The 26,349-nt window shown below is 69.3% G+C and carries 28 protein-coding genes; 14 read left to right on the top strand and 14 right to left on the bottom strand.

Annotation, left to right across the window (positions count from 1 at the left end; genetic code table 11):
• A partial coding sequence (locus tag V6M46_RS13985) for a cobaltochelatase subunit CobN (RefSeq protein ID WP_332666210.1) occupies window positions 1-570 on the top strand: 570 nt, incomplete at its 5' end.
• A complete protein-coding gene (gene cobF / locus V6M46_RS13980; protein ID WP_332666208.1) occupies window positions 567-1,304 on the top strand; it encodes a precorrin-6A synthase (deacetylating) in 738 nt (245 codons plus the stop codon). The genes V6M46_RS13985 and cobF, both read left to right, overlap by 4 nt.
• Before the next feature lies 1 nt (window position 1,305).
• Here the strand turns inward: cobF and V6M46_RS13975 are convergent, their stop codons facing one another.
• Window positions 1,306-2,022: an SDR family oxidoreductase gene (locus V6M46_RS13975; protein WP_332666207.1), complete on the bottom strand. Its 717-nt coding sequence runs from the start codon at window positions 2,020-2,022 to the stop codon at window positions 1,306-1,308.
• A 94-nt stretch (window positions 2,023-2,116) separates the two neighbouring features.
• On the opposite strand from V6M46_RS13975, the gene V6M46_RS13970 reads away from it, so the two are divergent.
• Together V6M46_RS13970 and V6M46_RS13965 are read left to right on the top strand one after the other, a co-directional pair.
• Window positions 2,117-2,674: a TetR/AcrR family transcriptional regulator gene (locus V6M46_RS13970; RefSeq protein WP_332666205.1), complete on the top strand. Its 558-nt coding sequence runs from the start codon at window positions 2,117-2,119 to the stop codon at window positions 2,672-2,674.
• 2 nt (window positions 2,675-2,676) lie between these two features.
• On the top strand, window positions 2,677-3,237 hold the full coding sequence (locus tag V6M46_RS13965; RefSeq protein ID WP_332666203.1) for a dihydrofolate reductase family protein: 561 nt from the start codon (window positions 2,677-2,679) through the stop codon (window positions 3,235-3,237).
• Between the two features lies 1 nt (window position 3,238).
• Here V6M46_RS13965 and V6M46_RS13960 read toward each other — a convergent pair whose 3' ends face one another.
• Complete coding sequence (locus tag V6M46_RS13960; protein WP_332666201.1) at window positions 3,239-3,805, bottom strand: TetR/AcrR family transcriptional regulator; 567 nt, start codon at window positions 3,803-3,805, stop codon at window positions 3,239-3,241.
• A gap of 93 nt (window positions 3,806-3,898) precedes the next feature.
• Between V6M46_RS13960 and V6M46_RS13955 the strand changes: the two genes are divergently transcribed.
• Window positions 3,899-4,327 (top strand): organic hydroperoxide resistance protein, encoded by a 429-nt coding sequence (locus V6M46_RS13955; RefSeq protein ID WP_332666199.1) that lies wholly within the window; start codon window positions 3,899-3,901, stop codon window positions 4,325-4,327.
• 9 nt (window positions 4,328-4,336) lie between these two features.
• On the opposite strand, the gene V6M46_RS13950 is transcribed toward V6M46_RS13955, so the two are convergent.
• Genes V6M46_RS13950 through V6M46_RS13940 form a run of 3 tightly spaced genes read right to left on the bottom strand, consistent with a single transcriptional unit; the run spans window position 4,337 to window position 6,809 of the window.
• The gene (locus V6M46_RS13950; protein ID WP_332666197.1) at window positions 4,337-4,969 is read right to left on the bottom strand and encodes a M15 family metallopeptidase; all 633 of its coding nucleotides are present in this window, start codon (window positions 4,967-4,969) and stop codon (window positions 4,337-4,339) included.
• A gap of 33 nt (window positions 4,970-5,002) precedes the next feature.
• Window positions 5,003-5,968: a non-homologous end-joining DNA ligase gene (gene ligD, locus V6M46_RS13945; RefSeq protein ID WP_332666196.1), complete on the bottom strand. Its 966-nt coding sequence runs from the start codon at window positions 5,966-5,968 to the stop codon at window positions 5,003-5,005.
• 16 nt (window positions 5,969-5,984) lie between these two features.
• Window positions 5,985-6,809, bottom strand: coding sequence for an SCO6745 family protein (locus V6M46_RS13940; protein WP_332666194.1), 825 nt, complete (start codon window positions 6,807-6,809; stop codon window positions 5,985-5,987).
• 48 nt (window positions 6,810-6,857) lie between these two features.
• Between V6M46_RS13940 and V6M46_RS13935 the strand changes: the two genes are divergently transcribed.
• Entirely contained in the window at window positions 6,858-7,901 is a 1,044-nt protein-coding gene (locus V6M46_RS13935) for an NADP-dependent oxidoreductase (protein ID WP_332666192.1), read from the top strand.
• Window positions 7,902-7,905: 4 nt separating this feature from the next.
• On the opposite strand, the gene V6M46_RS13930 is transcribed toward V6M46_RS13935, so the two are convergent.
• The gene (locus tag V6M46_RS13930) at window positions 7,906-9,120 is read right to left on the bottom strand and encodes a hypothetical protein (RefSeq protein ID WP_332666190.1); all 1,215 of its coding nucleotides are present in this window, start codon (window positions 9,118-9,120) and stop codon (window positions 7,906-7,908) included.
• Window positions 9,121-9,186: 66 nt separating this feature from the next.
• Window positions 9,187-9,618, bottom strand: coding sequence for a helix-turn-helix transcriptional regulator (locus tag V6M46_RS13925; RefSeq protein ID WP_332666188.1), 432 nt, complete (start codon window positions 9,616-9,618; stop codon window positions 9,187-9,189).
• Window positions 9,619-9,706: 88 nt separating this feature from the next.
• On the opposite strand from V6M46_RS13925, the gene V6M46_RS13920 reads away from it, so the two are divergent.
• Window positions 9,707-10,093: a MerR family transcriptional regulator gene (locus V6M46_RS13920; RefSeq protein WP_332666187.1), complete on the top strand. Its 387-nt coding sequence runs from the start codon at window positions 9,707-9,709 to the stop codon at window positions 10,091-10,093.
• Window positions 10,090-11,076 (top strand): aldo/keto reductase, encoded by a 987-nt coding sequence (locus V6M46_RS13915; RefSeq protein ID WP_332666185.1) that lies wholly within the window; start codon window positions 10,090-10,092, stop codon window positions 11,074-11,076. Before V6M46_RS13920 ends, V6M46_RS13915 begins: the two co-directional genes overlap by 4 nt.
• 18 nt (window positions 11,077-11,094) lie before the next feature.
• Here V6M46_RS13915 and V6M46_RS13910 read toward each other — a convergent pair whose 3' ends face one another.
• The 3 genes from V6M46_RS13910 to V6M46_RS13900 are packed head-to-tail and all read right to left on the bottom strand — an operon-like array spanning window position 11,095 to window position 13,209.
• Window positions 11,095-11,730, bottom strand: a complete 636-nt coding sequence (locus V6M46_RS13910; RefSeq protein ID WP_332666183.1) for a DUF2461 domain-containing protein — start codon at window positions 11,728-11,730, stop codon at window positions 11,095-11,097.
• A gap of 35 nt (window positions 11,731-11,765) precedes the next feature.
• Window positions 11,766-12,341: a TetR/AcrR family transcriptional regulator gene (locus tag V6M46_RS13905; RefSeq protein ID WP_332666181.1), complete on the bottom strand. Its 576-nt coding sequence runs from the start codon at window positions 12,339-12,341 to the stop codon at window positions 11,766-11,768.
• Window positions 12,331-13,209, bottom strand: a complete 879-nt coding sequence (locus V6M46_RS13900; RefSeq protein WP_332666179.1) for an alpha/beta fold hydrolase — start codon at window positions 13,207-13,209, stop codon at window positions 12,331-12,333. The genes V6M46_RS13905 and V6M46_RS13900 overlap by 11 nt, the downstream gene beginning before the upstream one ends.
• A gap of 139 nt (window positions 13,210-13,348) precedes the next feature.
• Here V6M46_RS13900 and V6M46_RS13895 point away from each other — a divergent pair, with 139 nt between their 5' ends.
• The 3 genes from V6M46_RS13895 to V6M46_RS13885 are packed head-to-tail and all read left to right on the top strand — an operon-like array spanning window position 13,349 to window position 18,446.
• On the top strand, window positions 13,349-14,812 hold the full coding sequence (locus tag V6M46_RS13895) for a pyridoxal phosphate-dependent decarboxylase family protein (protein ID WP_332666177.1): 1,464 nt from the start codon (window positions 13,349-13,351) through the stop codon (window positions 14,810-14,812).
• Window positions 14,812-16,104 carry a lysine N(6)-hydroxylase/L-ornithine N(5)-oxygenase family protein gene (locus tag V6M46_RS13890; RefSeq protein ID WP_332666175.1) on the top strand — a complete coding sequence of 431 codons (1,293 nt, stop codon included), beginning with the start codon at window positions 14,812-14,814 and terminating at the stop codon, window positions 16,102-16,104. Before V6M46_RS13895 ends, V6M46_RS13890 begins: the two co-directional genes overlap by 1 nt.
• Entirely contained in the window at window positions 16,101-18,446 is a 2,346-nt protein-coding gene (locus tag V6M46_RS13885) for a GNAT family N-acetyltransferase (RefSeq protein ID WP_332666173.1), read from the top strand. The genes V6M46_RS13890 and V6M46_RS13885 overlap by 4 nt, the downstream gene beginning before the upstream one ends.
• 4 nt (window positions 18,447-18,450) lie before the next feature.
• On the opposite strand, the gene V6M46_RS13880 is transcribed toward V6M46_RS13885, so the two are convergent.
• Complete coding sequence (locus V6M46_RS13880) at window positions 18,451-18,795, bottom strand: hypothetical protein (RefSeq protein WP_332666171.1); 345 nt, start codon at window positions 18,793-18,795, stop codon at window positions 18,451-18,453.
• A gap of 132 nt (window positions 18,796-18,927) precedes the next feature.
• Here V6M46_RS13880 and V6M46_RS13875 point away from each other — a divergent pair, with 132 nt between their 5' ends.
• Window positions 18,928-19,554, top strand: a complete 627-nt coding sequence (locus tag V6M46_RS13875) for a GyrI-like domain-containing protein (protein ID WP_332666169.1) — start codon at window positions 18,928-18,930, stop codon at window positions 19,552-19,554.
• An 11-nt stretch (window positions 19,555-19,565) separates the two neighbouring features.
• Here the strand turns inward: V6M46_RS13875 and V6M46_RS13870 are convergent, their stop codons facing one another.
• Entirely contained in the window at window positions 19,566-20,525 is a 960-nt protein-coding gene (locus tag V6M46_RS13870) for an NADPH:quinone oxidoreductase family protein (protein WP_332666167.1), read from the bottom strand.
• 67 nt (window positions 20,526-20,592) lie between these two features.
• On the opposite strand from V6M46_RS13870, the gene V6M46_RS13865 reads away from it, so the two are divergent.
• Window positions 20,593-21,138, top strand: coding sequence for a phosphatase PAP2 family protein (locus V6M46_RS13865; RefSeq protein WP_332666166.1), 546 nt, complete (start codon window positions 20,593-20,595; stop codon window positions 21,136-21,138).
• Window positions 21,139-21,161: 23 nt separating this feature from the next.
• Entirely contained in the window at window positions 21,162-23,681 is a 2,520-nt protein-coding gene (locus V6M46_RS13860; RefSeq protein ID WP_332666164.1) for a DEAD/DEAH box helicase, read from the top strand.
• A gap of 48 nt (window positions 23,682-23,729) precedes the next feature.
• On the opposite strand, the gene V6M46_RS13855 is transcribed toward V6M46_RS13860, so the two are convergent.
• Together V6M46_RS13855 and V6M46_RS13850 are read right to left on the bottom strand one after the other, a co-directional pair.
• Entirely contained in the window at window positions 23,730-25,046 is a 1,317-nt protein-coding gene (locus V6M46_RS13855; RefSeq protein WP_332666162.1) for a cytochrome P450, read from the bottom strand.
• A 61-nt stretch (window positions 25,047-25,107) separates the two neighbouring features.
• Window positions 25,108-26,349 (bottom strand): flavin-containing monooxygenase (locus V6M46_RS13850; protein WP_332666160.1); only part of this gene is annotated, 1,242 nt, incomplete at its 5' end.

The raw sequence follows: 26,349 nt of genomic DNA, 5'->3' as shown, positions 1-26,349 counted from the left end.
GCCGACGACATGCGCGCCAACTACAAGCGCATCGCGGTCGCCGCCAAGAACATCGACACCCGCGAGCACGACATCGCCGACTCCGACGACTACTTCCAGTACCACGGCGGCATGGTCGCCACCGTCCGAGCACTGACCGGCTCGGACCCCAAGGCGTACGTCGGCGACTCCACGACACCCGATGCCGTACGCACCCGGACCCTGCAGGAGGAGACGACCCGCGTGTTCCGCGCGCGCGTCGTCAACCCGCGCTGGATCGGTGCGATGCAGCGGCACGGCTACAAGGGCGCGTTCGAGCTCGCCGCGACGGTCGACTACCTCTACGGCTTCGACGCCACGACAGGTGTCGTCCACGACTGGATGTACGAGACCCTCGCCAAGGAGTACGTGCTCGACGAGGTCAATCAGGAGTTCATGAAGAAGTCGAACCCCTGGGCCTTGCGCGGCATCATCGAGCGGCTCAACGAGGCCGCCGATCGTGACCTGTGGGCCGACCCCGATCCCGAGGTGCTCGCCGCGATGCAGCAGGTCTACCTCGACATCGAGGGTGACCTGGAGGATCGCGGGTGAGGCGCATCCGGGTCATCGGGATCGGACCCGGCGACCCGGACCAGGTGACGCTCGAGGCGGTCGCCGCGATGCACTCCGTCGCGTACTTCGTCGTCGCCGACAAGGGGCCCGACGACTCGCTGCTGGCGGCACGGCAGGCGCTGCTGACCCGGCACGTCGGCTCGGGCGCCCAGGTCGTGGCCGTACGCGATCCCGAGCGCGACCGCAACGACCCACGCGACTACCGCGGCGCGGTCAGCGACTGGCACGAGGCACGCGCCGAGGCGTACGAGCGCGTGATCCTCGACCGGCCCGGCGACGTCGGCTTCCTGGTGTGGGGCGACCCGGCGTTCTACGACTCGACGATCCGCATCGTCGAGCGGGTCCTGGCCCGCGGCCGCGTCGAGGCCGAGTGGGACGTCATCCCCGGCATCTCGAGCCTGCAGCTGCTCGCCGCGCGCCACCGGATCGTGCTGCACGAGATCGGCCAGCCGATCACCGTCACGACGGCGCGCAAGCTGCGCGAATCGGTCGAGGCCGGCGCTGACAACATCCTCGTGATGCTCAGCGCCCGGCTCGACCTCGACGGGCTCGACGACTGGCACATCTGGTGGGGCGCCAACCTCGGCACCGAGCACGAGCGACTGGTCGCCGGCCGCGTCGGCGACGTCGCCGCCGCGGTCGACGAAGCCCGCGCCGCCACCAAGGCCGACGCGGGCTGGGTCATGGACGCCTACCTGCTGCGCCGCTCCTGAGTCAGGCGGGCTGGGCAGCCAGCTGCGGGTACATCGCCTCGATCGGTGCGGCGAGCCCGGCCTTGACCTGGTGGCTCACGTCGTCGGCGAGCACCTCGAACGCTCCGGCCTCGATGCCGTCGAGGGCTGACTTCACGACATCCTCAGGTGCGGACTTCGGGGCGTCGACCTCGGCGATCATGTCGGTGTCGACGTAGCCGACGTGCAGCCCGACGACCTGGACGCCGCGGGGAGCGAGCGCCAGCCGCATGCCGTTCGTCGCGCTCCAGAGCGCGGCCTTGGTCGGCTCGTACGTTCCGCCGAACGAGACCCACGACAGCGCCGAGTGGGTGTTGAGGATGACGCCGTTGCCGTTCTCGACGATGCGGTCACCCAGCAGCGAGGCGAGGCGCAGCGGCCCGAAGTAGTTGGTCTCGAACTCCTGGCGGATCGCGGTCTGGTCAGCGGTCAGCAGCGGACCGCCGGCCAAGGTCCCGGCGTTGTTGATCAGGACGTTCACGTCGGGAGTCGCGCCAACCGCGGCCTCGACGGAGTCGGCGTCGGTCACGTCGAGCTGGAGCGCCACGACGCGTGGGTCACTGGTGTCGATCGTCGAGGCGTCGCGGGCGGTCGCGTAGACCTTGCGCGCTCCGCGCTCGAGGAGCTGGCGTACGAACTCCTTGCCCATGCCGCGGTTGGCTCCGGTGACGAGGACGGTCTGGTCGGCGAGTGAGGTCATGATGAGTCCTTGAGAGAAGTAAACAGTTTGGTGTACTTCTTGGAGAGTACACAGATCGGTTTACTTTGTGCAACGGGCGGCCTATTCTGGGTGCGTGACGTCGACCACCCGGCCCAAGCCCCGCGAGCGACTGCTGGCGGCTGCCGAGGAGCTGTTCTACAGCGAGGGTGTGCACGTCGGCGTCGACCGGTTGTGCGAGGCCGCGCAGGTGTCGAAGCGCTCGATGTACCAACACTTCGGCAGCAAGGACGAGATCCTCGTCGAGATGCTCAGGTCCCGGGCGCCTCAGGTCATGGCCGGGCTCGACGTGGCGCCCGACGCCGCCCCGCGTGAGCGCATCCTGGCCGTGTTCGACGCGCTGCACGAGCAGGCGCAGGCGCCCGGCTTCCACGGCTGTCCGTTCGTCAGCGTCGCCACCGAGCTCAAGGACCGCGATCATCCTGCGAGCGTCGCCGCACTGGGCTACAAGCTCGAGCTCAACGCGTTCTTCGAGGAACAGGCCAGGCTGGCAGGCGCGACCGACCCGGTGTCGCTGGGTGTCCAGCTCACGATGATGTTCGACGGCGCCAGCGCCTACAGCGTCGTCCGGGGAGGCGGCTCGCCGGCCGCCCGGTCGGCAGTCGTCGCGCTGCTCGACGCGCAGGGGGTCTGAGCGTGGCCACGCTGACCTACATCACCAACACCTCCCTCGACGGCTACATCGAGGACGCGGACGGCTCGTTCGACTGGACCGATCCCTCTGACGAGCTGTTCGGCTTCATCACGAACCTCGTGCGCCCGGTCGGCACCTGGCTCTATGGCCGGCGCCTGTACGAGTCGATGGCCGTGTGGGAGACCGATCCCGCTCTGGCTGCCCAGTCAGAGCTCATGGCCGAGTTCGCGAACGTCTGGCAGGCAGGCAACAAGATCGTCTACTCCACGACACTCGACGAGGTCTCGACCGCCGACACCCGGATCGAGCGCCGCTTCGACCCCGCGTCGATTCGCGACCTGAAGGGGTCTGCCGCTGGTGACATCGCCATCGGCGGGGCCGCCCTCGCGGCACACGCGTTCAATGCCGGCCTGGTGGACGAGTGCCACCTCTTCGTCCATCCGGTGGTCGTCGGTGACGGGAAGCCGGCCTTCTCCCGCGACACCCGCGCCAGGTTGGAGCTGCTGGACGAGCGCAGGTTCGGCAACGGTGTCGTCTACCTGCGTCACCGGGTCCAGGCCTGACTCAGCAGCCGATGACGGCGCGGCCCGCGGCGGTCAGCGCCTTGGCGACGGCTTCGGGCGTACGTCCGACATAGCCCGCGACCATCGCGCCGTCGCGGAGCATCATGAGCTGCTCGGCCTTGGCGTCCACGTCGTCGACGCCGAGCTCGGTCAGCAGCTCGGCGAACTGGCCGACCAACCACGTGCGGTGGTCCATGACGACGCGGTGACCGGGGTGGTCGGGCTGCGACAGCTCGGCCGCGGCGTTGATGAACGGGCACCCGCGGAAGCCCGGCGTGCTGGTAACCGTGCCTACGCCGTCGGCATACCAGCGCAGGACGCCGGCCGGATCGCCCGCGAGGTCGGCGCGCTTCTGGGTGAGGAGGCCCTCGGACCGCGCGACCTGTTGCTCGAGGTAGGCCGTGATCAGGTCGTCCTTGGTGGGGAAGTGCCGGTAGAACGTGACCTTGGAGACGCCCGCCTCGGCGATGAGCCGGTCGGCGCTGACCGCGCGGATGCCGTCGGCGTAGTAGCGACGCGTCGCGGCATCCAGGATGCGATCGCGCACGGGGGCTGCGGGGGTCGGCATCGTCACACTCCTTCGGGTTTGCCATGGTGCCACGATCGTGATTTGATTGAGGTAGACGTACTAGTTAGTCTACCTCAATCCAAGGAGTCCCACATGCCCGAGCAGATCCTCTACACCGCCGTCGCCACCTCGACCGGAGATGCCCGCAACGGGCACGTACGTTCGAGCGACGGACTGCTCGACACCGACGTCCGCTTCCCGGTCGAGCTGGGCGGCGCCGGCGGCGCGACGAACCCCGAGCAGCTGTTCGCCGCGGGCTATGCGGCGTGCTTCCACTCGGCGCTCAAGTCGAGCAAGGCGCAGCACGGTGTCGACGTCAAGGACTCCGCCGTCACCGCAGAGGTCGGCATCGGCCCGAACGGCTTGGGCGGGTTCGGCCTCGCCGTGACGCTTCGCGTCGAGATGGCCGGCGTCTCGCAGGAGGACGCCGAGAAGGCCGTCGCGATCGCCCACGAGTGGTGCCCCTACTCCAACGCGACCCGCGGCAACATCGACGTCATCCTCGACGTCGAGGTCGCCTGATCCAACCGCTCAGCGGGGCGTGAAGGTCGCCCGTTCGGCGCCGGTCACCGCTGCCCAGTAGCGGTCGCCATAGGACCAGTGCCACCACTCGGGCGGGTAGTTGACGAGGCCGACACCTGATAGAGCGTCGCTGAGCACGCGGCGCCACAGGGCCGCTTCTTCGGTGATGTTCTCGGCGGCCGTGAAGCACGCGCCGGCGCTCGCCTCGGGGGTCGCGTTGACCGGCGTTCCCATGTCGAGCTCGACGTCCCCTGCCGTGAGGGTGAGGTCGACCGCGGCGCCGCACGGGTGCGGGGCGACCGCCAACGGCGAGATGTGCTTGCTCGCCTCGGCGACCAAATGCTCCGGACGCCAATCGGGGTGGGTTCGCGCCAGGTCAGCACAGTGCTCCTCGAAGTAGCGCTGTTGCAGGGCCGCAGGTCGGTGTCCCTCGATCACCAGGAGCCGCACATCGGCCGGCAGGCTCGACTGAGCAGCCAGCAGGCGTTCCGCCACGCTGGCGCGGAGCCTGGCCCATGCGCCGGTCGCATCCTGCTTGCGGAGGTCGAGCGCAAGCTCGGGGATGTCTCGCACATCGACCAGGTCCTCTCCGCACTCGATGGCTGGGACGTCGGACACGCGCGGATCGGAGAGCAGCAACACCCTCCGAGGCTACGTGGCGGTATGTCGTCCGGCTCAGTCCTGCGGGTCGACCGGCGGTTCGGCGCCCTCGTGCTCGTCCCGGTCGGCCCACTCCAGCAGCGGCGCGATGTCGAAGACCGCCTGGTCGATGCCCTCGTGCAGGTCGCCGAGGTCGGCGAAGCGCGCCGGCACGGTCTCGATCGTGAAGTCGTGCGGATCGACGTCGTCGACCTCGTCCCAGCGGATCGGCGTCGAGACGCGACCGTCCGGGAGGCCGCGCACCGAGTAGGCCGCCGCGATCGTGTGGTCGCGGGCGTTCTGGTTGTAGTCGACGAACAGCTGGGCGGGGTCACGGTCCTTGCGCCACCACGTCGTCGTGACGTCGTCCGGCGCCCGCCGCTCGACCTCCCGCGCGAACGCGAGCGCCCCACGGCGTACGTCCTTGAACCCGTGCTCGGGCCTGATGCGCACGTAGATGTGCAGGCCCGACCCGCCTGAGGTCTTGGGGAAGCCGGTCGCGCCGATCTCGTCGAGGATCTCCTCGGCGACCCGGGCGACCCGCTGCACCGTGGCGAAGTCGCACTCCGGACCCGGGTCGAGGTCGATGCGCCACTCGTCGGGCTTCTCGATGTCGGCCTTGCGGCTGTTCCACGGGTGGAACTCGACGGTCGACATCTGCACGGCCCAGATCACCGCCGCGAGCTCGGTCACGCAGAGCTCGTGGACGTCACGGTTGAAGCGGGGGAAGTGGACGCTGACGGTCTTGATCCACGGCGGTGCGCCCGGCGGGAGCTTCTTCTGGTGCACCTTGTCGCCGGCGAGGCCCTTGGGGAACCGGTGCAGCATGCACGGCCGCTCGTACAGCGCGTTGACGATGCCGTCGCCCACCGCGAGGTAGTACTCGACGAGGTCGAGCTTGGTCCAGCCGCGTTCGGGGAAGTAGACCCGGTCGGGGTTGCTGACGCGCACGACCTTGTCGTCCACCTCGATCTCCACAGCGGGCGACGATGCCTTGGCCATGGCCCCACCGTATGGGCTAGGGCCGGCGCACGCCTGTGGGATTGGGGTACGGCACGGCGCCCGACGCCTCGACGGCTCGCGCCACGGCGAGCAAGGGCTCCTCGATCGTGATCATGCGGCCGGTGGCCTCGCGGTCGATGCCTGCGGCGCACACGCGATCGGTCGCATCCTCGATCTGCTGGCGCGCCGCCCGCCCGGTGTCGGTGATCGCGCCCTCGGCGTCGACCCAGCCGCGGGTCGCCAGCCGGCTGATCGCCGCCGACCACTCGTCCTCGGTCCAGCCACGCATCCTGCGCTGCTGCTCTCCGGCGAGACCGGCCGCGACGGCGAGGGCGTTGGCCGCGGCGCCGTCGAGCCCCGCGGAGGTGAGCACGGCGATGTGGCAGTCTCCGCGATACTCACGCACCACCGTCGCGGCATGCCAGAGGCGGCCGATGTCGTCGTCGGGTTCCGGCAACGAGAAGTGGGCCGCTGCGAGGGGTTTGCCGGCGAAGTCGATGCCCCGCGTGATCGCCGACAGCTCGTTGGCGATTCGGGCGGTGTCGACGCCGGCCAGCGCCGGGGCGAGCGCGTCGCGGGCCAGGTCGTAGCGGACCCGCAGCACGTCGTCGCGTGACGCCATCGACCACGCATCGGGCAGCGCACGGGTGACCATACGCGGCGCGAATCCCTGGAACAGCGCGACGACCAGCTCCGGCGCCGGCGTCCCGACCGCTGCCGAGCGTGAGGCCATGTAGCCCATCCAGTAGCCCTTGAGGCCGATCGCCTCGTAGCGCTGCTTGGCGTCGGGTGCGAAGTAGACGACGTCGTGAACCGCCTCGATCGAGCGCCAGAAGGTCATACGGCCATCCTCTCAGGCGCGCTTGGTGCCCCGGTACCGTCGTCGGTGATGACTGACCCGACCCAGAACACCCGCATCCTGCTCGCCTCCCGCCCCCACGGCGAGCCCACGTCCGACAACTTCACGATCGAGGCGGTCCCGATCCCGGTGCCTGCCGAGGGTGAGGTGTTGCTCCGGACGATCTACCTCTCGCTCGACCCCTACATGCGGGGCCGCATGAGCGCGGCGAAGTCGTACGCCGCGCCCGTCGAGGTCGGCACTGTCATGCAGGGCGGCACGGTCGCCGAGGTCATCGAATCCCGTGACGCCTCGCTGCAGGTCGGCGACGTGGTGCTGTCCTTCACCGGTTGGCAGTCGTACGGCGTGGCCGCCGCGAAGCACGTGCGAAAGCTCGATCCGACACTGGCGCCCATCTCGACCGCGGTCGGCGTCCTGGGCATGCCCGGCTTCACCGCGTACGCCGGACTGCTCGAGATCGGCAGGCCGCAGCCGGGCGAGACCGTTGTGGTGGCCGCTGCTGCCGGACCCGTCGGCTCAGCAGTCGGCCAGATCGCCCGCATCAAAGGCGCCCGCGCCGTCGGCATTGCCGGCGGCCCGGACAAGGTCGCCTGGCTCGAGGAGCTCGGCTTCGACGTCGCGCTCGACCATCGCTCGCCGACATTCGGCGACGACCTCAAGGCCGCGGTGCCCGACGGCATCGACGTCTACTTCGAGAATGTCGGCGGCCACGTGTGGGACACGGTCCTGCCGCACCTCAACACGTACGCCCGGGTGCCACTGTGCGGGCTCGTCGCGCACTACAACGAGACCGAGCTGCCGCCCGGCCCGGACCGTTCGTCGCGGCTGATGACGTCGATCCTCACCAAGAGCCTGACGATCCGCGGGTTCATCCAGACCGAGTTCGTCAAGACGCACTACACGGCGTTCCAGGAGGATGCCGCCGAATGGCTGCGCGACGGCACGTTGCGCCATCGCGAAGACGTGGTCAAGGGACTCGAGAACGCACCCGAGGCATTTGCGGGCCTGCTCAAGGGCACGAGCTTCGGCAAGCTGCTCGTGCAGGTCGGGGACGACCCGACCCGCACGAGCTAGCTGGCTACTGCAGGGTCATCCTCGGTTCACCCGCGGCGGTGAGGCCGGTGCCAGTACGTACGCAGGCACCGCTCCGGGGCGCACCGCCGTTGTACGCCTGGCGCACGCACGAGCGGGTCGCGAGCTGGCCCCAGTAGTTGGGATGCAGCGATTCCTGGATGTAGTACGGGCTGCTCCCGCCCGTCGTGACGGTACGGATCTGGTTGACCCACTCCGTCCGGTCGACCGCCGTCGGCGCGGTCCAGCTGGCCAGGCCGACCTCCTCGTACAGGCCGACGCCGCCCTCGCAGAGCCGCCGGCCATTGAAGGTCGATGCCAGGTTGAGCGTCCGGGCGTTCGTGATGCCGGCCTGGCTGATCGCGCCGGTCACGGTGTTGTTGATCGTCGGCAGCGCGGTGCTGTTGGCCCAGTCGGCGTCGGCGTTCCAGAAGCCGCAGCCGCCCGTGCTCTGCCGCGTGTAGCCGCTCTGGCTGTAGCGGAAGCCCGAGCCGTTGGGGATCGGCGACGGGTAGTTCTGCACCAGCAGCGTCCACGAGCTGTCGGCGTAGCCGGCGTTGCGCATCGCGGTGCGGACGTTGGCGTACGCATTCGCGATCCGGGTCTTGACCGCGGCGACGTTGGCGGTCGTGAAGTTGGCGACGACGCTGCTGTCGTCCTGGCAGTAGTCCTTCCACCACGACGGCGACGAGAGGAAGTCCGTCACGCACGACTGCACGATGCTCGCGAAGTTGAAGTCGTTGCCGCCGATCGACACCGTGACCATCTTGACGTTGTGGGTCGCGGCGAACTGCTGCAGCATCTTGGCCTGCCCCTGCTTGCCGGCGCCGTTGTCGTAGAAGTCGAGGCCGGGCTTGAAGTACTCGCCGTCGGACGTCGCGGTGCGGGCGCCGGAGCACGCGAGGTTGACGCTCTGCACGCCGCCGCCGATGTGGATCTCGGCGCTCTTGCTGCGGTGGCACCGGTTGATCTGCTCCGCGGTGTTCGAGGCGTTGTCGAAGTACGCCGTGCCGCCGAGCGCGTCCGCCCGCGAGGCGCTGGCGTTGGACGACCCGGCCCAGCGGCCGGCCTCACCCGAGATGTACGAGTCGCCGACCGACACGACGTACGGAGTGCCGCTGCCGGGGCCGTCGGCCTGCGCCGGTGTGGGTACGAGGGTGAGTGCGGCGAACGCCAGACACAGCGCTCCGACAAGTGGACGTGCTCGGGTGACCAGCGACATGTGGTGCCTCCTAGGTGGACGTTCCCTCCGACCCGGTGGGCCCGGACCCGAACCTAGTGGCGTACGTCACACTTTGGGAAGACCTAAATTACTTTCGGGTAACGGTCGCTGGCGCGTGGGCCGGGTGAGGACCTTGGCGATGCACGCGGGTATGCCCTCGTCGTCCCCGTGCTGCCGAGCCCGGTACGCGCTCGGGCTCTCGCCGACGAGCTCGGAGAAGCGCGTGCTGAAGGTGCCCAACGAGGAGCACCCCACCTCGAAGCAGACCTCGGTGACCGACATGTCTCCGCGGCGCAGCAAGGCCATGGCGCGCTCGATGCGGCGAGTCATGAGATAGCCGTACGGCGTCTCGCCGAACGCCGCGCGAAAGCTCCGGGAGAAGTGGCCCGACGACATCAGGGCGACACGGGCCAGGGCCTCCACGTCGAGTGGTTTGGCGTACTCCCGGTCGATCGTGTCGCGCGCCCTGCGGAGCAGGACCAGGTCCTCGTTGGCCACGCTCCCATGATGGCATCCCCTGCTTCGCCCCTTGAGCTTGTCGAAAGGCATTTGACCTGGAGTGCGCTCCAGGGTGAATGCTGAAGGCATGACTGTGACCGAGGTCCCCGCGGAGGGGCTGACCATCAGCGGCGCCGCCGAGCTGAGCGGGCTGAGCGTCGACACCCTGCGCTACTACGAGAAGGAGGGCCTGTCCCTCCACCGCCCCGAACGCTCGGCGTCGGGGCAGCGCCGCTACACCGAGGAGGACGTGCGGTGGCTCGGCACGCTCGTGATGCTGCGCCGGACCGGTATGCCGATCCGTGACGTCCGCCGCTTCGTCGACCTCTACCGGATCGAGGGCAGCGAGCCGCAGCGGATGGCGATCCTCGAGGCGCACCGCGAGCACGTGCTCGAGCAGCTCAGCGAGGTGCAGACCCACCTCGACGCGATCAACCGCAAGATCGACTTCTACAAGGAAAAGGTGAACGGATGAAGACCACCGCATGGGGGAGCCAGGGGCTCGAGGCCAGCATCGAGGGGCTCGGCGCGATGGGGATGTCGGCGTTCTACGGCGACCGTGACGACGCGGAGTCGACCGCGACGCTCAACCGGGCGCTCGACCTCGGCATCACGATGATCGACACCGCCGAGATCTATGGGCCGTTCCTCAACGAGCGACTCATCAGGCAGGCGATCGGCCAGCGGCGTGACGAGTTCGCGATCGCGACGAAGTTCTCCCGGCGCGTCGACGACGACGGCACGATCGGCCCGCCCGACGGCAGCCCGACGTATGCCCGCAAGGCGCTCGAGCGTTCGCTGCAGAACCTCGGCATGGAGACGATCGACCTGTACTACCTGCACCGCGTCGACCCGGACATCCCGATCGAGGAGACCGTCGGCGCGATGGCCGAGTTCGTCACCGAGGGCAAGGTCAGGTATCTCGGGCTGTCCGAGGCGGCGCCCGCGACGATTCGGCGGGCGCACGCGACGCACCCGATCACGGCGCTGCAGACCGAGTACTCGCTGTTCGAGCGGAGCCCCGAGGTCAACGGCGTCCTCGACACGACCCGCGAGCTCGGCATCGAGTTCGTCGCGTACTCGCCGCTGGGCCGCGGCGTGCTGACCGGCGCGATCGCAACGCCCGACGACCTGCCCGCGGACGACTGGCGGCGCAACATGCCGCGGTTCGGCGAGGCGAACCTGACGCACAACCTGACGATCGTCGACAAGGTCCGCGCCCTCGCCGGCGCCAAGGGCATCACTCCGGGGCAGCTGGCCCTGGCGTGGGTGCTGCACCAGGAGGGCGTCGTCGCGATCCCCGGCACGAAGCGCCGGACGTACCTCGAAGAGAACGTGGGCGCGGTCGACGTCGAGCTCACCGACGAGGACCTGACGGCTCTCGCCGATGCGGCCCCGGTCGGCGTCACCCAGGGGGACCGCTACGACGAGGCCGGCATGCGCCAGGTCCACGTCTAGACCCCGGCCCGAGTCGGGTCATCCCTTGGCGTAGCGCAGGACCCACTCGACGAACGGTGTCGCCTCGCGCCAGTCGGCGCGCACGTGGTCGAGCAGCTCGGGCGTGTGGATGAACGGCTCGAACCCGTAGCTCTTGCCGAGCGTCATCGACTTGTGCCGCAGCAGCTCGATCCGCGGGTGGTCGACGTCGAAGCCGCGGGGTGCGGTCTTGAGCCGGTCGCCGCCGAGCTCCCACCCCGCGGCCTGCATCGTCGCGAGGATGTCCTCGAGCTCGCCGCCGCGGCGCTTGTCGACGATCGCGTCGCGGATGCTGGCGAGCCGGGGCGATGACGCTTCGTAGAAGCCGACACCGACGCGCACGCCGGGCGCGCCGACCTGCACGTAGTAGCCGGTCGCCGGGCCCCTGGGCACGAACGCACCCTGGTGGGTCTTGTAGGGCGTCTTGTCCTTCGCGAACCGCACGTCGCGGTAGGGCCGGAACACCTTGGCGTCGCCGAACTCGTCGGCCAGCGCCGCGACCAGCGCCTTCATCGGCGCGGCGACCGCGGTGTCGTACGTCGGCTTGTGGGCTTCCCAGTACGACTTGGTGTTGTCCATCTCGAGGTCGTCGTAGAAGTCGAGGGCCGCGACGGGAAATCCGGTGAACTCAGGCACCCTGCGAGGCTACTTCGTGACCGCCCGAGCGCGAATCAGGGCAGCAGATCGCCGTACAGAGCCAGCAACGATGCCTCGGCCTGCTTCCGTGCTGCTGCGCGGTCGTCGGCGTGGGCGATCAGCAGCGCCGCCTCGGTGATCGAGCCGAGCACGAGCTGGGCCAGGACCGGGGCCGGGGTGGCTCGGGAGACCGTGGGGCTGTCGGCGAGCATCGCGATGAGCAGCCCGAGCCCGTGCTCGGCCTCGATCTCCCGCCAGGTCTGCCAGCCCAGCACGCCGGGCGCGTCGGTCAGCGCGATCCGGCGTACGTCCGGGCGCTCGCAGATGTCGAGGAATGCGGCCAGGGCCCGGCGAACCAGGTCGTCCGAGCCCTCGCCGACGAGCCGGCCGAGGTCGGTCACGATCTCGCCCTCGAGCTGCTCGAAGACGACCCGGAACAGGCCGCGCTTGTCGCCGAAGTGATGGTGCAGGGCGCCGCGCGTCACCCCCGCGGCGCTGACGATCTCGTCGGCCGGCACGCCTGCGAAGCCCCGCTCGGCGAACAGCCGGCGACCGGCGGTGAGCAGTGCGCCTCGCGTCGCCTCGCGTCGGTCCTGCTGGCTAGGCGACACTTCGCCCCGCGAACTCCGTGACCAGCCGGACGAGCTCGGCCGGCTGGTCCTCGGGCACGAAGGTGAGCGAGTCGGCGATCGGCACGATCGTCGCGTGGGGAAGGCGGCCGGCCAGCCGCTCGGCGAGGCTGAGCGGGAAGAGCTTGTCCTCGGTCGCCCACGCCAGCAGGACCGGATGGGGGAACGCCGGCAGCTGTTCGGCGGCCGTGAGCGTGTGGCGCTTGTGCACCGTGCGGAGGAAGGCGCCCAGGTCCCGCCGGATCGCGCCGTCGCGCCGGCTCGGCAGGACGTACGAGTCGACGGTGTCGCGCGGGATCGGGCGCTTGGTGAGCAGGCCGAACCCGATCGGCAGCCGCTGCACGAACCGCAGCCGAAGGGCCTGAACCAGCAGCCAGGTGCCACCGGGGACCTTGGCGAGCCGCGGCAGCAGGGCGAACATCGGCGGGAAGAACCGCTCGAAGCTGTCCGACGGCGTGAGCACGACCCGGCCGATCCGCTCGGGATGGCGCGTCATCAGGATCTGGGTCAGCGCGCCGCCGGTGTCGTTCGCGACGACCGTGACGTCCTGCAGGTCCAGCCGGTCCATGAACGCCGCGATCAGGTCGGCGACGCCCGGCGGGGTGAGGTCGGCGTCGGGCATCGGGTGCTCGTGCGAGCCGAGCGGCCAGTCGACGGCGTACGTGTGGAAGCCGGCGTCGGCCAGGCCCGGCACGACCTGGCGCCAGAGGTCGGCATTGACCAGCAGGCCATGGACGAGCACGACAGCCGGGCCGTCGGGTGGACCGCTCTCGAAGTAGCGGAGCGTGCCGGAATCGAGCGTGAGCTCGCGGCTCTCACCAAGTGCGGCGGGACGGGCGGAGGGGGTCATGGGCCAAACATACATACCGTATGTATGTTTGGCCATCCCTCGCCCATGTGTGAGCAAACTCCCAACGAGTTGCGTTTAGCGTCCCAGTCGTTGTTAGGTAAGGCTGACCTAAGCACGAACTTCGGGGGAAGGAGTGGTGGTGCGCCACCACCTGTTCAACGCACGCAATCTCGACCGCTACCGCGACGACATGACGCGAGGCCTCGATGTCCTCACCGGCCACGTGTCCGGGGTGACCCAGCCATTCTCCGGAGCGGGGGTGCCCGGCGTGGCGCAACGCGTGGCGGAGGTCGACCTCGATCGGCCGCTGGACGATCTCGCCGCCGTCCTCGACGAGATGCGGACCGTCTATCTCGACGATGCGGTCTGGTTCCACGAGCCGCGATACCTGGCGCACCTCAACTGCCCCGTCGTGATCCCCGCGCTCGTCGCCGAGCTCTTCGTCTCTGCGGTCAACTCCTCCCTCGACACGTGGGACCAGAGCGCGGGCGGGACCCTCGTCGAGCGCCGGCTGGTTGACTGGACGGCCGCACGCATCGGTTTCGGCGACGCAGCCGACGGCGTGTTCACGAGCGGCGGCACGCAGTCCAACCTCCAGGCGCTCCTCATCGCCCGCGGGCAGGCGTACCTCTCCGGCGATGCCGACCCGGCCGAGCCCGTGGCGCAGACGCTGACCCGGTTCCGGATCTTCGCGTCGCGCGACAGCCACTTCAGCGTGCAGAAGTCGGCGAACGTGCTCGGCCTGGGCCTCGATGCGGTGGTGACGATCCCGACGGACGACCGTCGACGGATGGACCCGTGGCTGCTCGATGCCGAGATCAGGCGGGCGCAGGCCGACGGGCTGATCCCCATGGCCGTCGTCGCGACCGCCGGCACGACGGACTTCGGCAGCATCGACCCACTGGACCGGGTGGCCGACATCTGCGCGGACCATGGCGTCTGGCTGCATGTCGACGCGGCGTACGGAGGTGGCTTGCTCGTCTCGACGCGGCGCCGGCACCTCATCGACGGCATCGAGCGCGCCGACTCGGTGACGATCGACTTCCACAAGACGTTCTTCCAGCCGGTCAGCTCCAGCGCCGTCATCGTGCGCCGCGGCGACGACCTGAGGCACGTGACGTACCACGCGGACTACCTCAACCCGCGTTCCGCGCAGCTGCCGAACCAGGTCGACAAGAGCCTGCAGACCACACGGCGATTCGACGCGCTCAAGCTCTGGCTGACGCTGCGCACGATGGGCGCCGACGCGATCGGTGACTACGTCGACGACGTCATCGACCTGGCCCACGTCGGTCACGGGCTGCTGTTGGACGATCCGGACTTCGAGGTCGTGGTGGCGCCGGCCCTGAGCACCCTGGTGTTCCGGTTCCGGCCCGGAGACGTGCCCGACGGCGTCGCCGACGACGTCAATCCCCGCATCCGACGTACGATCGCCGGCCGCGGCAACGCGGTCATCGCGGGCACCGTCGTCGACGGCCGGGCGTGGCTCAAGTTCACCCTGCTCAATCCCGAGACGACGGCGGACGACCTGCGGGCCGTGCTCGACCTGATCCGCGAGATCGGCCGCGAGCTGCTCGACGAGCTGCGGGCGGAGGCCCGCTGATGAGGACGTACGACTTCGCCGCGGTGGGGCTCGGGCCCTTCAACCTGGGCCTGGCCTGCCTCACCGAGCCGATCGCCGATCTCGACGGGGTCTTCCTCGAGGCGCGGGACGACTTCAGCTGGCACCCCGGCATGATGCTCGCCGATGCCACGCTGCAGGTGCCGTTCCTGGCCGACCTGGTCACGATGGCCGACCCCACCTCGTCGTTCTCATTCCTGGAGTTCCTCAAGCGGACCGGCCGGCTCTACCCGTTCTACATCCGCGAGAGCTTCTACCCGTTGCGGGCCGAGTACGACCGGTACTGCCGGTGGGCCGCCGCGCAGATCGCGGGTGTCCGGTTCGGACGGCACGTCCACCGGGTCGAGCACGACGGCGAGGCATACGTCATCCGGGCCCGGCTGCGGAACGGCGACACCGAGACGTACCGGGCGAGCCGCCTGGTGCTCGGCACCGGCACGCAGCCGCACGTGCCGGCCGCCGTGCGCGGGCTCGACGGACCGATGATCCACACCGCGGACTACCTCGGCCACAAGGCGGCGCTGCAGGCCAAGGCGTCGATCACGATCGTCGGCAGCGGTCAGAGCGCCGCCGAGGTCTACCTCGACCTGCTCGAGGACATCGACGCGCACGGCTACCACCTGACCTGGGCCACCCGATCGCCGCGCTTCTTCCCGATGGAGTACACCAAGCTGACCCTCGAGATGACGTCGCCGGAGTACACCGCGTACTTCCAGGCGCTGCCCCTCGACACCCGTGACCAGCTCCTGCGCGAGCAGCGACAGCTCTACAAGGGGATCAGCGGCGACCTGATCGACACGATCTACGACACGCTCTACCGCAAGCAGGTCCACGGCGAGGTGCCCACCCGCCTGCTCACCAACACCGAGCTCTCCGGTGCCGGCTGGGACGAGTCGAGAGGCGCGTACGACCTCGAGCTCCGGCACACCGAGCTCGACGAGCCGTTCGCCCTGGACACCGAGGCGCTCGTCCTGGCGACGGGATACCGGCCGCACGTGCCGGGGTTCGTCGAATCCATCGCGGACCGGATCCGCTGGGACGAGCGGGGGCGCTACGCCGTGGCGGCCGGCTACACGATCGACGACCGGGAGGAGATCTTCGTGCAGAACGCCGAGGAGCACACGCACGGCCTCGTGGCACCCGACCTCGGGATGGGGGCGTTCCGCAACTCGATCATCGTCAACGCGATGTGTGGGCGTGAGGTCTATCCGGTCGAGGAGCGGATCGCCTTTCAGGAATTCGGTGTGCCGGCCCGGTCGGAGGTGCCGGTATGACGACGAGCTCACTGTTCGCCCACGGCACGCGGCTCGGGCGGGTGACGCTCGAACCAGTCGAGGTCGACCGCGACGCCGCGACGCTCCACACCTGGGTCACGCACCCGCGATCCGTCTACTGGGGCATGCAGGCCGCAGGCATCGACGACGTCCGTGAGGCGTACGCCCGCATCGATGCCGACCCGCACCACCACGCCTGGCTCGGCCGGGTCGACGGCGAGCCGGCCTTCCTCGCCGAGACGTACGACCCGGCCCACAGCGAGCTCGCCGGCGTGTACGAGGTGTGCGACGGGGACATCGGCATGCACGTGCTCGTGGCGCCCACCGACCGGCCGCGGCACGGCTTCACGTCAGCGGTGTTCCGTGCCGTGATGGAGCTCTGCCTCGACGATCCCCGGCACCGCCGGGTCGTCGTCGAACCCGACGTGCGCAACGAACGCATTGCCGCGCTCAACGCGGCGGCCGGGTTCCGCGTCGAGCGCGAGGTCGAGCTCGCCGGCAAGACCGCGGCGCTCAGCACGTGCACCCGCGAGCAGTTCGCGCAGAGCGAGATGGTGGCAGGGCGTCGAAAGGACCGGGACGACCCGCGTGACGCGAGCGATCACCTGACCCCCGACGCGATGGACCGGGCGCACCGGTTCCTCATCGCCAAGGCGCTGGCGGAGTTCTCCCACGAGCGGCTGCTCACGCCGGAGCCGATCGGCCACGACCACCAGGTCGTGGCCGGCGGCACCCGCTACCGGTTCCACGCACATCGCTACGAGCTCGAGCACTGGGTCGTCGAGCCGTGGTCGGTGACCCGCGAGGTCGACGGCGCACCGGCCGAGCTGGATGCCCTCGCCTTCGTCGCCGAGCACGCCGAGGTCCTCGGCATACCCGAGGCGTTGCTGCCGACCTATCTCGAGGAGATCAGCAGCACGCTCGCGAGCGCCGCCTGGAAGCACGTCAACGGCACGCTGACGTCGGCCGACCTCGTGCACGCCGACTTCCAGACCATCGAGGCGGCCATGACGGAGGGGCATCCCGGATTCGTCGCCAACAACGGCCGGATCGGCTTCTCGGCCACGGACTTCGCGGCGTACGCGCCCGAAGCCGGGCGGCCCATTCGCGTGGTGTGGCTCGCGGTGCTCCGCGCCAAGTCGCACCTCTCGCTCGGCGCAGGCCTCGACGAGGAGGCGCTGTATGCCGGAGAGCTCGACGCCCTGACCCGCGATCGCTTCGACGCCGAGCTGCGCGACCTCGGAGTGGACCCCGACGACTACCTGCTGATGCCCGCGCACCCGTGGCAGTGGGAGCACAAGCTCGCGATCACGTTCGCTCCCGATGTCGCCCGGCGCGACATCGTGTGCCTGGGTCGCAGCGACGACCGCTACCGCGCGCAACAGTCGATCCGTACGTTCTTCAACGCCGACCGGCCGGAGCGGCACTACGTCAAGACCGCGCTCTCGATCCAGAACATGGGCTTCATGCGCGGCTTGTCACCGCGCTACATGCGGGCCACCCCGGCGATCAACGACTGGGTCGCCGGGCTCGTGGACGATGACGAGGAGCTGCGCGACTGCGGCTTCGGCGTCCTGCGTGAGCGCGCGGCGATCGGCTACACCGGCGACGCGTATCACCGGCTCGACGGCTCCTCGGCGTACACCAAGATGCTGGCTGCGCTGTGGCGCGAGAGCCCGCTGCCCAGGCTCGCCGACGGCGAACGACTCGCCACGATGGCGTCGCTCCTGCACCGGGATCGGGACGGCCGGCACGTCCTCACCGAGCTGATCGCGGCGTCAGGCGCCTCGCCGCAGGAGTGGGTCGCCAGCTACCTCCGCGCGTACCTTCGCCCGATCGTGCACTGCCTGCACCGCTACGAGCTGGCGTTCATGCCGCACGGCGAGAACCTGATCCTGGTGATGGAGGACCACGTCCCGACCCGGGTGCTGATGAAGGACATCGGCGAGGAGGTCGTGGTCATGGGCGGCCTGCCGCTGCCCGCCGACGTCGAGCGAGTACGCGCGACAGTGCCCGACCGGGTCAAGCCGCTGGCGGTGCTGACCGATGTCTTCGACGGCTTCCTGCGCTTCCTCGCCGGCATCCTCGCCGAGGACCGGGTGCTCGGTCAGGACGAGTTCTGGTCGCTCGTCGCCGACACGATCGCCGGGCACCAGGACGCTCACCCCGAGCTGGCCGAGGCGTTCGCCCGGATCGACCTGTTCGCGCCGGAGTTCGATCACTCGTGCCTCAACCGGCTCCAGCTGCGGGACACGCGTCAGATGGTGGACCTGTCGGACCAGGCCGAGTCGCTGATCTTCGCCGGCACCCTGGTCAACCCGATCGCCGGCTTCGCCCGATGACGGCTCAGGACGAGACTTTGTTTCGGGCCTCGATCACGGCGGTGCGGAGATCCCGGTAGGCACTCTCGAGGCCGATTCGGAGGGAATCGGCCACGGTGGCGGCCGTCTCGGTCCGGCCCTCGAGCTGTGTCCGAGCCTCCAGCCAGGTGCCGCGAAGACGGTCCAGCATCGGCGACAACCGATCCCGGGCGTCCATGGCAGCGAGATGGACCTGGACCTCGAGGTCATCGATGCGGGCCTGCCACTGCTCGATCTGAGCGTCATTCAGCTGCTGATGCAGTGCGGCTTGCTTGGCCTGGAGGGCGTCGATCTTGGCCTCCAGCTTGGCGATGCGTTCTTCGGTGGTCATGCCCTCAGCCTGGCTCGACCGCCGGCGTGCCTGTAGAGACCAAAGTCCTGCTGGAGGCACGCGATGGCGGGACCTTTGGCATTGACGGCTCCTTGCTCCCCGCTGAGGATCGAGGGGACGACAGGAGCTCGCATGGCCCGGACGAAGGTGGATCTGAAGCGTGAGTTCGATGCGCTCTACACGGCAGGCCGCGAGCCGGCCCTGGTCGACGTGCCCGAGCTGCCGTTCCTGTCGATCGACGGCCACGGGGATCCCAACACCGCACCGGAATATGCCGAGGCGGTCCAGGCGATCTATCAGGTGGCCTACACGCTCAAGTTCACGCTCAAGCGTGCCGAGGATGGCATCGACTATGGCGTCATGCCGCTGGAAGGACTGTGGTGGGTGCCCGACATGACAACGTTCTCGACGTCGGACAAGTCGGACTGGGACTGGACCATGATGATTCTGCAGCCGTCAGTGGTCACGGAGCCGATGGTCGAGCAGGCCAAGGAATCGGCCGCATCGAAGCATCCGTCGGCAGCGATCGCCCGCGTACGACTTGAGCGGTTCGAGGAGGGTGAGGCGGCGCAGGTGATGCACATCGGCCCCTACGCCGACGAAGGCCCGACGATCGCGCGCCTGCACGCCTTCATCGACCAGGCTGGTCTGGACCTGAGCGGGAAGCACCACGAGATCTATCTCGGCGATCCCCGCCGCGCGGCGCCGGAGAAGCTGAGGACGATCATCCGGCAGCCCGTCTCCCGCCGGCCGGGGTGACACCCCGGGGATCAGGGCAGCAGCAGGACCTTGCCGGTCGCCCGGCGCTCGTCGAGCGTGAGCAGGGCCTGGGTGGCCTCGTCGAGCGGGAACGTCGGCCCGACGACCGGGCGCAGCGCACCGTTCTCGAGGTGCGGCGCGAGCGCGGCCCACTCCTTGGCGACGTGCCCGGGGCGCGAGAGGGCGTACGCGCCCCAGCCCACGCCGACGACGGAGACGTTGTTGAGCAGCAGGCGGTTGACCTTGACGGTCGGGATCTCGCCGGCAGTGAACCCGATGACGAGCAGCCGGCCGTTCTCCTTGAGGCAGCGGAGCGAGTCGGTGAACCGGTCGCCGCCCACCGGGTCGACCACGATGTCCACCCCGCCATCCTCCTTGACGGCGTCCTTGAAGCTCGACGCCAGCACGAACGCGTCGGCCCCGGCCTCGAGGGCGATGCCGCCCTTCTCGGCGGTCGAGGTGACGGCGATGACCCGGCCGGCGCCGAACGCCTTGGCGACCTGGATCGCGGCCGTGCCGACGCCCCCGGCGGCCCCGTGGATGAGCACCGACTCATCGGCTTCGAGGCGGCCGCGCTCGACGAGCGCGAAGTAGGCCGTGCCGTAGTTGAAGACGATCGCCGCCCCCTGCTCGTACGAGATGCTGTCGGGGATCGGGAACGTCAGGTCGAGGTTGGCCACTGCCTCCTCGGCGAAGCCACCGAGCAGGCACAGCGCCGCGACCCGGTCGCCGGGTGAGAACCCGGATCCGTCCGGCGCGCTGATGACGTCGCCGGAGATCTCGGCGCCCGGCGTGAACGGCAGGTCGGGCTTGAGCTGGTAGAGGCCACGACTCTGGAGCACCTCGGGAAACGCGACACCTGCCGCGCGTACGCGGATCAGGACCTGGTCCTCGGTGGGAACGGGGCTCGGGAGGTCGACGAGCTCGACTGCCGATGGCCCGTCGAGAGTGGTGATCTGCACAGCTTTCATGTCCGCGAGACTAGCGCACGCTGGTAAGCGATCGCTTAGTCGGCGAGCTGCCCCGTACGCTTGCGGCGTGAGCGGATCCGTGGACCTCGAGCTCGCCCGCTGGATCGCCGATCACCGCATTTCCCCGCTGACCCGGGTCTTCCACGGCATGGAGGCCGTCGGCGAATCGTTCGTCGCCTTCGCCATCGCCGGCCTTGTCGGTCTGCTCGTCGTGGCGCGGCTGCGACTGTGGTGGGGGCTTCCGCGGATCGCGCTCGCGGTCGGCCTCATGGCCGTGATCTCGGGCGACTTGAAGGAACGCATCGACCGCCCGCGCCCGCCGGCCGAGCTGGCGGTCTCGCACCTGTCCGGCCCCGGGATGCCCTCGTCGCATGCCTGCCTGACGTCGGTCGTCGTGACCGCCGTGCTCCTGACGCCGTGGTGGACGTCGGCTCGGCTCCGCAGGATCGCTGTGCTGCTCGGCGTGGGCGGCTGCCTCATCGTGGGCGTCGCGATGATCTACCTCGGAGGGCACTGGCTGTCGGACGTCCTTGTCGGCTGGGCCGTCGGTGTCGGCCTGGCGGTGCTCGCAGTCAGCGTGCGTCCGCAGCGACGGCGGGTGCAGCCGGCCTGACCCAGCGAGGCAGAATGCCCGTTATGCGCCTCATCGACCTGCTGCCGAAAGGCGTGACGACCGATGAGGACGTCGTCTACGACGCGATCACGCAGTGGGTCGACCACCGGGGGCTGACGCTCTACCCCGCGCAGGACGAGGCGATCCTCGAGTGCGTCGCCGGGTCCAACGTGATCCTGGCGACGCCGACTGGCTCCGGCAAGAGCCTCGTGGCAACCGGCGCGATGGCGGCAGCGTTGGCCCGGGGCGAGTGCAGTGTCTACACCGCGCCGATCAAGGCGCTCGTCAGCGAGAAGTTCTTCGACCTCTGCGAGATCTTCGGCGCCGACAACGTCGGGATGGTGACCGGCGACGCTGCGGTCAACGCCGACGCCCCGATCATCGCCGCGACCGCGGAGATCCTCGCCAACATGGCGCTGCGCGAGGGCGCCGGCGCCGACATCGGCCTCGTGGTGATGGACGAGTTCCACTTCTACGCCGACCCGGACCGCGGGTGGGCGTGGCAGGTCCCGCTGATCGAGCTGCCCAAGGCGCAGTTCCTGCTGATGTCGGCGACGCTGGGCGACACGACGCGGTTCGAGGCCGATCTCAGCAGGCGTACCGGACGGGAGACCACGCTCGTCACCACGTCAGAACGCCCGGTGCCGCTGATCTCGGAGTACGTGTCGACGCCGATCCAGGAGACCCTCGAGCAGCTGATCGAGACGCGCCAGACGCCCGTCTACGTCGTGCACTTCACCCAGGTCTCCGCGCTCGAGCGGGCCCAGGCGCTGACCAGCATCAAGGTCGCGACCCGTGAGGAGCGCGACGCGATCGCGGAGCACCTCGGCGACTTCCGGTTCTCCTCGGCGTTCGGCAAGACGCTGTCGCGGCTCGTACGCATGGGGGTCGGGGTCCACCATGCCGGGATGCTGCCGCGCTACCGCCGGCTCGTCGAGACGCTGACCCAGGCCGGGCTGCTCAAGGTCGTCTGCGGCACCGACACGCTCGGCGTCGGCATCAACGTCCCGATCCGCACCGTGCTGTTCAGCGGGCTGTCGAAGTACGACGGGGTCCGCCAGCGCCAGCTCCAGGTGCGCGAGTTCCAGCAGATCGCCGGGCGCGCGGGCCGGGCCGGCTTCGACACCGTGGGCCACGTGATCGTCGAGGCTCCGGAGCACGACATCGAGAACGCCCGGCTGGTCCGCAAGGCCGGCGACGACGTCAAGAAGCAGCGCAAGATCCAGCGCAAGAAGGCGCCCGAGGGTTTCGTGTCGTGGGGCGAGGGCACGTTCACCAAGCTGTCGACCGGTACGCCCGAGCCGCTCGTGTCGCGGATGCGGGTCAGCCACGCGATGGTGCTCGACGTCATCTCCCGCCCCGGCGATGCGCGCGCCTCGCTCGAGCGGCTGCTGCGTGAGAGCGACGAGACCGAGGAGTCGCAGGACCGCCTGCTGGCGGAGGTCGACGAGATCATCGACGCCTTGCTCGCCGGCGGCGTCGTCGAGCAGGTCGACCCGCCGGACGCCGACGGTCGTACGCTCCGGCTGACCGTCGACCTGCAGGCCAACTTCGCCCTCAACCAGCCGCTGTCGCCGTTCGCCGTCGCGGCGTTCGAGCTGCTCGACCGCGAAGACCCGGCGTACGCGCTCGACATGGTCTCGGTCGTCGAGGCGACGCTCGACGACCCGCGGCCGATCATCAACGCGCAGCGGCACCGGGCCCGCGGCGAGGCGATCAACGAGATGAAGATGGACGGCATCGAGTACGACGAGCGGATGGAGCTGCTCGAGGAGATCACGCACCCCAAGCCGCTCGAGGAGCTGCTCACGGTCGCGTACGAGTCCTACCGCAAGGGTCACCCGTGGGTCGCGGACCACGAGCTGCGGCCCAAGTCGGTCGTGCGCGAGATGTGGGAGCGGGCCATGACGTTCTCCGAGCTGATCGGCGACTACCAGCTCGCCCGGTCCGAAGGGCTCGTCCTGCGCTACCTCTCCGACGTCTACAAGACGCTCCTGCGCACGGTGCCCGAGCAGCTGCGCAACGAGGAGCTCATCGACCTGACCGAGTGGATCGGCGAGCTCGTGCGCCAGACCGACTCGAGCCTGCTCGACGAGTGGGAGCAGCTCATCAATCCCGACGTCGACCCCGCCGAGATCCGCCCGAAGGCCGAGGGCAGCGCGCCGCCGCGGCCGGTCACCGGCAACGCGCGAGCGTTCCGCGTGCTCGTACGCAATGCGCTGTTCCGTCGCGTCGAGCTCGCCGCCCTCGGCCGCTGGAGCGACCTCGGCGACCTCGACGGCGAGGACGGGTGGGACGCCGCCGCGTGGATGGAGGCGATGGCCGCCTATCGCGAGGAGTACGACGACCTCGGCACCGGACCCGCTGCTCGCGGCCCTGACCTGTTCATGGTCGAGGAGGGCTCGACGACCTGGAAGGTGCGCCAGACGTTCGACGATCCCGAGGGTGATCGCGACTGGGGCATCACGGCGCAGGTCGACCTCGCCGAGAGCGACGAGATCGGCGAGGCCGCCGTGACGGTGCTCGAGGTCGGCCCCCGCTGAGCCGCCACTTTTGAAGCGTTATGCAGGTTCCCGGCGTCGAGAACCTGCCTAACGCCTCAAAAGTCGTAAGGGCGCCTTGTCGCCGGGGACGTTCGTGATGTTGCGGAGCTTGTTGGGCGCGACGGCGTCGGCGGTCACCTCGTAGCGCTGCAGCACCTCGCGGAGCACGACGGTGCCCTCCATCAGCGAGAACGCCGCGCCGATGCAGCGGCGCACGCCTCCGCCGAACGGGATCCAGGTGTTCGCCGCGACCTTGCCGGCGGTGAAGCGCTCGGGCTTGAACAGGTGCGAGTCGGCAAAGCTCGCCTCGCGACTGTGCGACAGCATGATCGACGGCGTGACCGTGGTGCCGCGCGGCAGCCGGCGGCCGGCCACGACCTGGTCGCTCTGCAGCGTGCGGGCGACGAAGTCGATGATCGGGTGCAGCCGCATCGACTCCTTGAGGCACGCCTCGAGGTAGGCGTCGTCGCCCGTGTCGGCGGCGACCAAGGCGCGGGCGTGGATCTCGGGGTTGCGGCCCAGCTCGTGCAGCGTCCACGACAGTGCCGATGCCGTCGTCTCGTGCCCGGCCAGCAACAGCGTGACGAGCTGGTCGCGCATCTCGGCGTCCGTCAACGGGGTCTCGTCCGACTCCGACGAGTCGCCGACCCGCAGCAGCCGGGACAGCACGTCGTCGCGTCCGTCGAGGTCGTGCGCCGCCCGCCGCTCGGCGATCTCGGCGTACAGGAGCTTGTCGACCTCCTGCTGGTTCTTGAAGTAGCCACGCCACGGCGGGAGCGCGAACAACCTCGGGTAGGACCACGCGAGCAGCATCTTGGCGTCGATGTTGACCATGCGGTTGACCTTGGGGCGCAGCACCGCGAGCCGCGGCTCGTCGGTGACGCCGAAGACGACCTGCAGGATCACGTCGAGCGTGATGGCGTTCATCCGGTCCAGCGTCACGAGGGAGTCGCCGTCGTGCCACGAGTCGACCTCGACCTTGGCGATCGCCTCGACGAGTGGCTGGTACGCCCGCATCGACGCGCCGCTGAACGCCGGCATCAGCAGCTTGCGGGCCCGCTGGTGCTCGGCGTCGTCGGTCAGCAGCACCGAGTGCTCGCCCATGACGGGCTTGAGGATCTCGTTGCCCTTGCCGGCGTGGAACTGCGACGGGTCGGCCGCGAAGATCTCCTTGATGTCCGCCGGGTCGCTGAACACGACGAGCGTACGAGGGCCGGGGAGGATCCTCAGGGAGAACGTGTCGCCGAACTCCTGGTGGTACGCCGGGACGGTCCCGGCCCGGTCGCGCAGGAACTTCCACGTCATCCGCGCCGCCGACATCTTCGGTCCGGCGGGGATGTCATACCGCTCCCGCGCGGCGCTCATTCGGGGTCCCCGCGAAAGTGCGAGAGGAGCTTGCGGGGTGAGCAGTTTCGTGGGGTGAAGTTCATGCTGCCTTCTCCCAGACGAAGTCGGGGGCGTTGACCTTCCGCGTCTCCCACCAGTACTGGAACGTGAACTTGGGCCAGATCGTCCGGTTCTTGCCCTGGCTGTCGAGGTACCACGAGGTGCACCCGCCCTGCGTCCAGATGCCCTTCTCGACGAGGCGCTGGATCTCCTCGTTGAACTCGTCCTGCGCCACCTTGGTCGGCTCGGCCGAGACCGCACCGACGCGATCCATCTCGTCGAGCATCCGGATGATGAACTTGGTCTGCTGCTCGATCATGAAGACGACCGAGTTGTGCCCGAGGGCGGTGTTGGGGCCGAGCATGAAGTAGAGGTTGGGGAACCCGTGGATCGTCATCCCCATGTACGTCTCGACGCCCTGCTCGCGGAACTGCGTGGCCAGGTCGACACCGTTCCTGCCCTTGACGGCGAGGTAGTCGAACGCGTCGATGACGTGGAACCCGGTGCCGTAGATGATGATGTCGGCCTCGTGCTTGACGCCGTTGCGGTCGATCACGCCGTCCGCGACGATCTCCTGGACCCCGTGGGTGTTGAGCTCGACGTCGTCGCGCAGGTACGTCTGGTAGTACGTGTTGGACTGCAGCACGCGCTTGCAGCCGAGCCGGTAGTCCGGGGTCAGCTTGGCGCGGAGCTCGGGATCGGGGATCGTCTTGTCGATGTAGCGCTTGACGATCTTCTCGGCGATCGGCAGGAAGTTGACGTGGCCGTTGAACGCGATCGCTCGTGCCTCGAGCGACCAGTAGAGCGCGTTCCGGTATGCGCGCGTGGCGCCCGGGACCGTGGCGAACAGCTTCTTGCGCCACTCCGGGGTGGGCTTGTCCTTCTTCGGCAGCACCCACGCCGGCGTGCGCTGGAACACCGTCAGCTGCTCGGTCTCCTGGGCGATGATCGGGATGAACTGGATCGCGCTGGCGCCCGTGCCGATGACGACGACCTTCTTGCCCTTGAGGTCGACCGAGTGGTCCCACTGGGCGGAGTGGAAGTGCGGGCCCTCGAACGCGTCGGCGCCGGTGATCTCGGGGATGTTGGGAATGTGGAGCCCGCCGACGCCGGCGATCACGACGCGGGCCTCGTAGTCCTCACCGGAGCGGGTGCGCACGGTCCAGATGCTGCGCTCCTCGTCCCAGTCGGCGCCGGTGACCTCGACGCCGAACGTGATGTAGGGGCGGATGCCCTGCTCGTCGGCGACCTTGCGCATGTAGGCCCAGATCTCCTCCTGGCC

Source organism: Aeromicrobium sp. (assembly GCF_036676885.1).
GTDB lineage: Bacteria > Actinomycetota > Actinomycetes > Propionibacteriales > Nocardioidaceae > Aeromicrobium.
This window is presented reverse-complemented; position numbering and strand designations above follow the sequence as displayed.

What these genes read in the sequence shown, in the direction of transcription:
- V6M46_RS13975 (WP_332666207.1), bottom strand. Translation starts at nt 2,022, where the DNA reads ATGACCTCACTCGCCGACCAGACCGTCCTCGTCACCGGAGCCAACCGC.
- V6M46_RS13960 (WP_332666201.1), bottom strand. Translation starts at nt 3,805, where the DNA reads ATGCCGACCCCCGCAGCCCCCGTGCGCGATCGCATCCTGGATGCCGCG.
- V6M46_RS13955 (WP_332666199.1), top strand. Translation starts at nt 3,899, where the DNA reads ATGCCCGAGCAGATCCTCTACACCGCCGTCGCCACCTCGACCGGAGAT.
- ligD (WP_332666196.1), bottom strand. Translation starts at nt 5,968, where the DNA reads ATGGCCAAGGCATCGTCGCCCGCTGTGGAGATCGAGGTGGACGACAAG.
- V6M46_RS13940 (WP_332666194.1), bottom strand. Translation starts at nt 6,809, where the DNA reads ATGACCTTCTGGCGCTCGATCGAGGCGGTTCACGACGTCGTCTACTTC.
- V6M46_RS13935 (WP_332666192.1), top strand. Translation starts at nt 6,858, where the DNA reads ATGACTGACCCGACCCAGAACACCCGCATCCTGCTCGCCTCCCGCCCC.
- V6M46_RS13930 (WP_332666190.1), bottom strand. Translation starts at nt 9,120, where the DNA reads ATGTCGCTGGTCACCCGAGCACGTCCACTTGTCGGAGCGCTGTGTCTG.
- V6M46_RS13920 (WP_332666187.1), top strand. Translation starts at nt 9,707, where the DNA reads ATGACTGTGACCGAGGTCCCCGCGGAGGGGCTGACCATCAGCGGCGCC.
- V6M46_RS13915 (WP_332666185.1), top strand. Translation starts at nt 10,090, where the DNA reads ATGAAGACCACCGCATGGGGGAGCCAGGGGCTCGAGGCCAGCATCGAG.
- V6M46_RS13900 (WP_332666179.1), bottom strand. Translation starts at nt 13,209, where the DNA reads ATGACCCCCTCCGCCCGTCCCGCCGCACTTGGTGAGAGCCGCGAGCTC.
- V6M46_RS13890 (WP_332666175.1), top strand. Translation starts at nt 14,812, where the DNA reads ATGAGGACGTACGACTTCGCCGCGGTGGGGCTCGGGCCCTTCAACCTG.
- V6M46_RS13885 (WP_332666173.1), top strand. Translation starts at nt 16,101, where the DNA reads ATGACGACGAGCTCACTGTTCGCCCACGGCACGCGGCTCGGGCGGGTG.
- V6M46_RS13880 (WP_332666171.1), bottom strand. Translation starts at nt 18,795, where the DNA reads ATGACCACCGAAGAACGCATCGCCAAGCTGGAGGCCAAGATCGACGCC.
- V6M46_RS13875 (WP_332666169.1), top strand. Translation starts at nt 18,928, where the DNA reads ATGGCCCGGACGAAGGTGGATCTGAAGCGTGAGTTCGATGCGCTCTAC.
- V6M46_RS13870 (WP_332666167.1), bottom strand. Translation starts at nt 20,525, where the DNA reads ATGAAAGCTGTGCAGATCACCACTCTCGACGGGCCATCGGCAGTCGAG.
- V6M46_RS13860 (WP_332666164.1), top strand. Translation starts at nt 21,162, where the DNA reads ATGCGCCTCATCGACCTGCTGCCGAAAGGCGTGACGACCGATGAGGAC.
- V6M46_RS13855 (WP_332666162.1), bottom strand. Translation starts at nt 25,046, where the DNA reads ATGAGCGCCGCGCGGGAGCGGTATGACATCCCCGCCGGACCGAAGATG.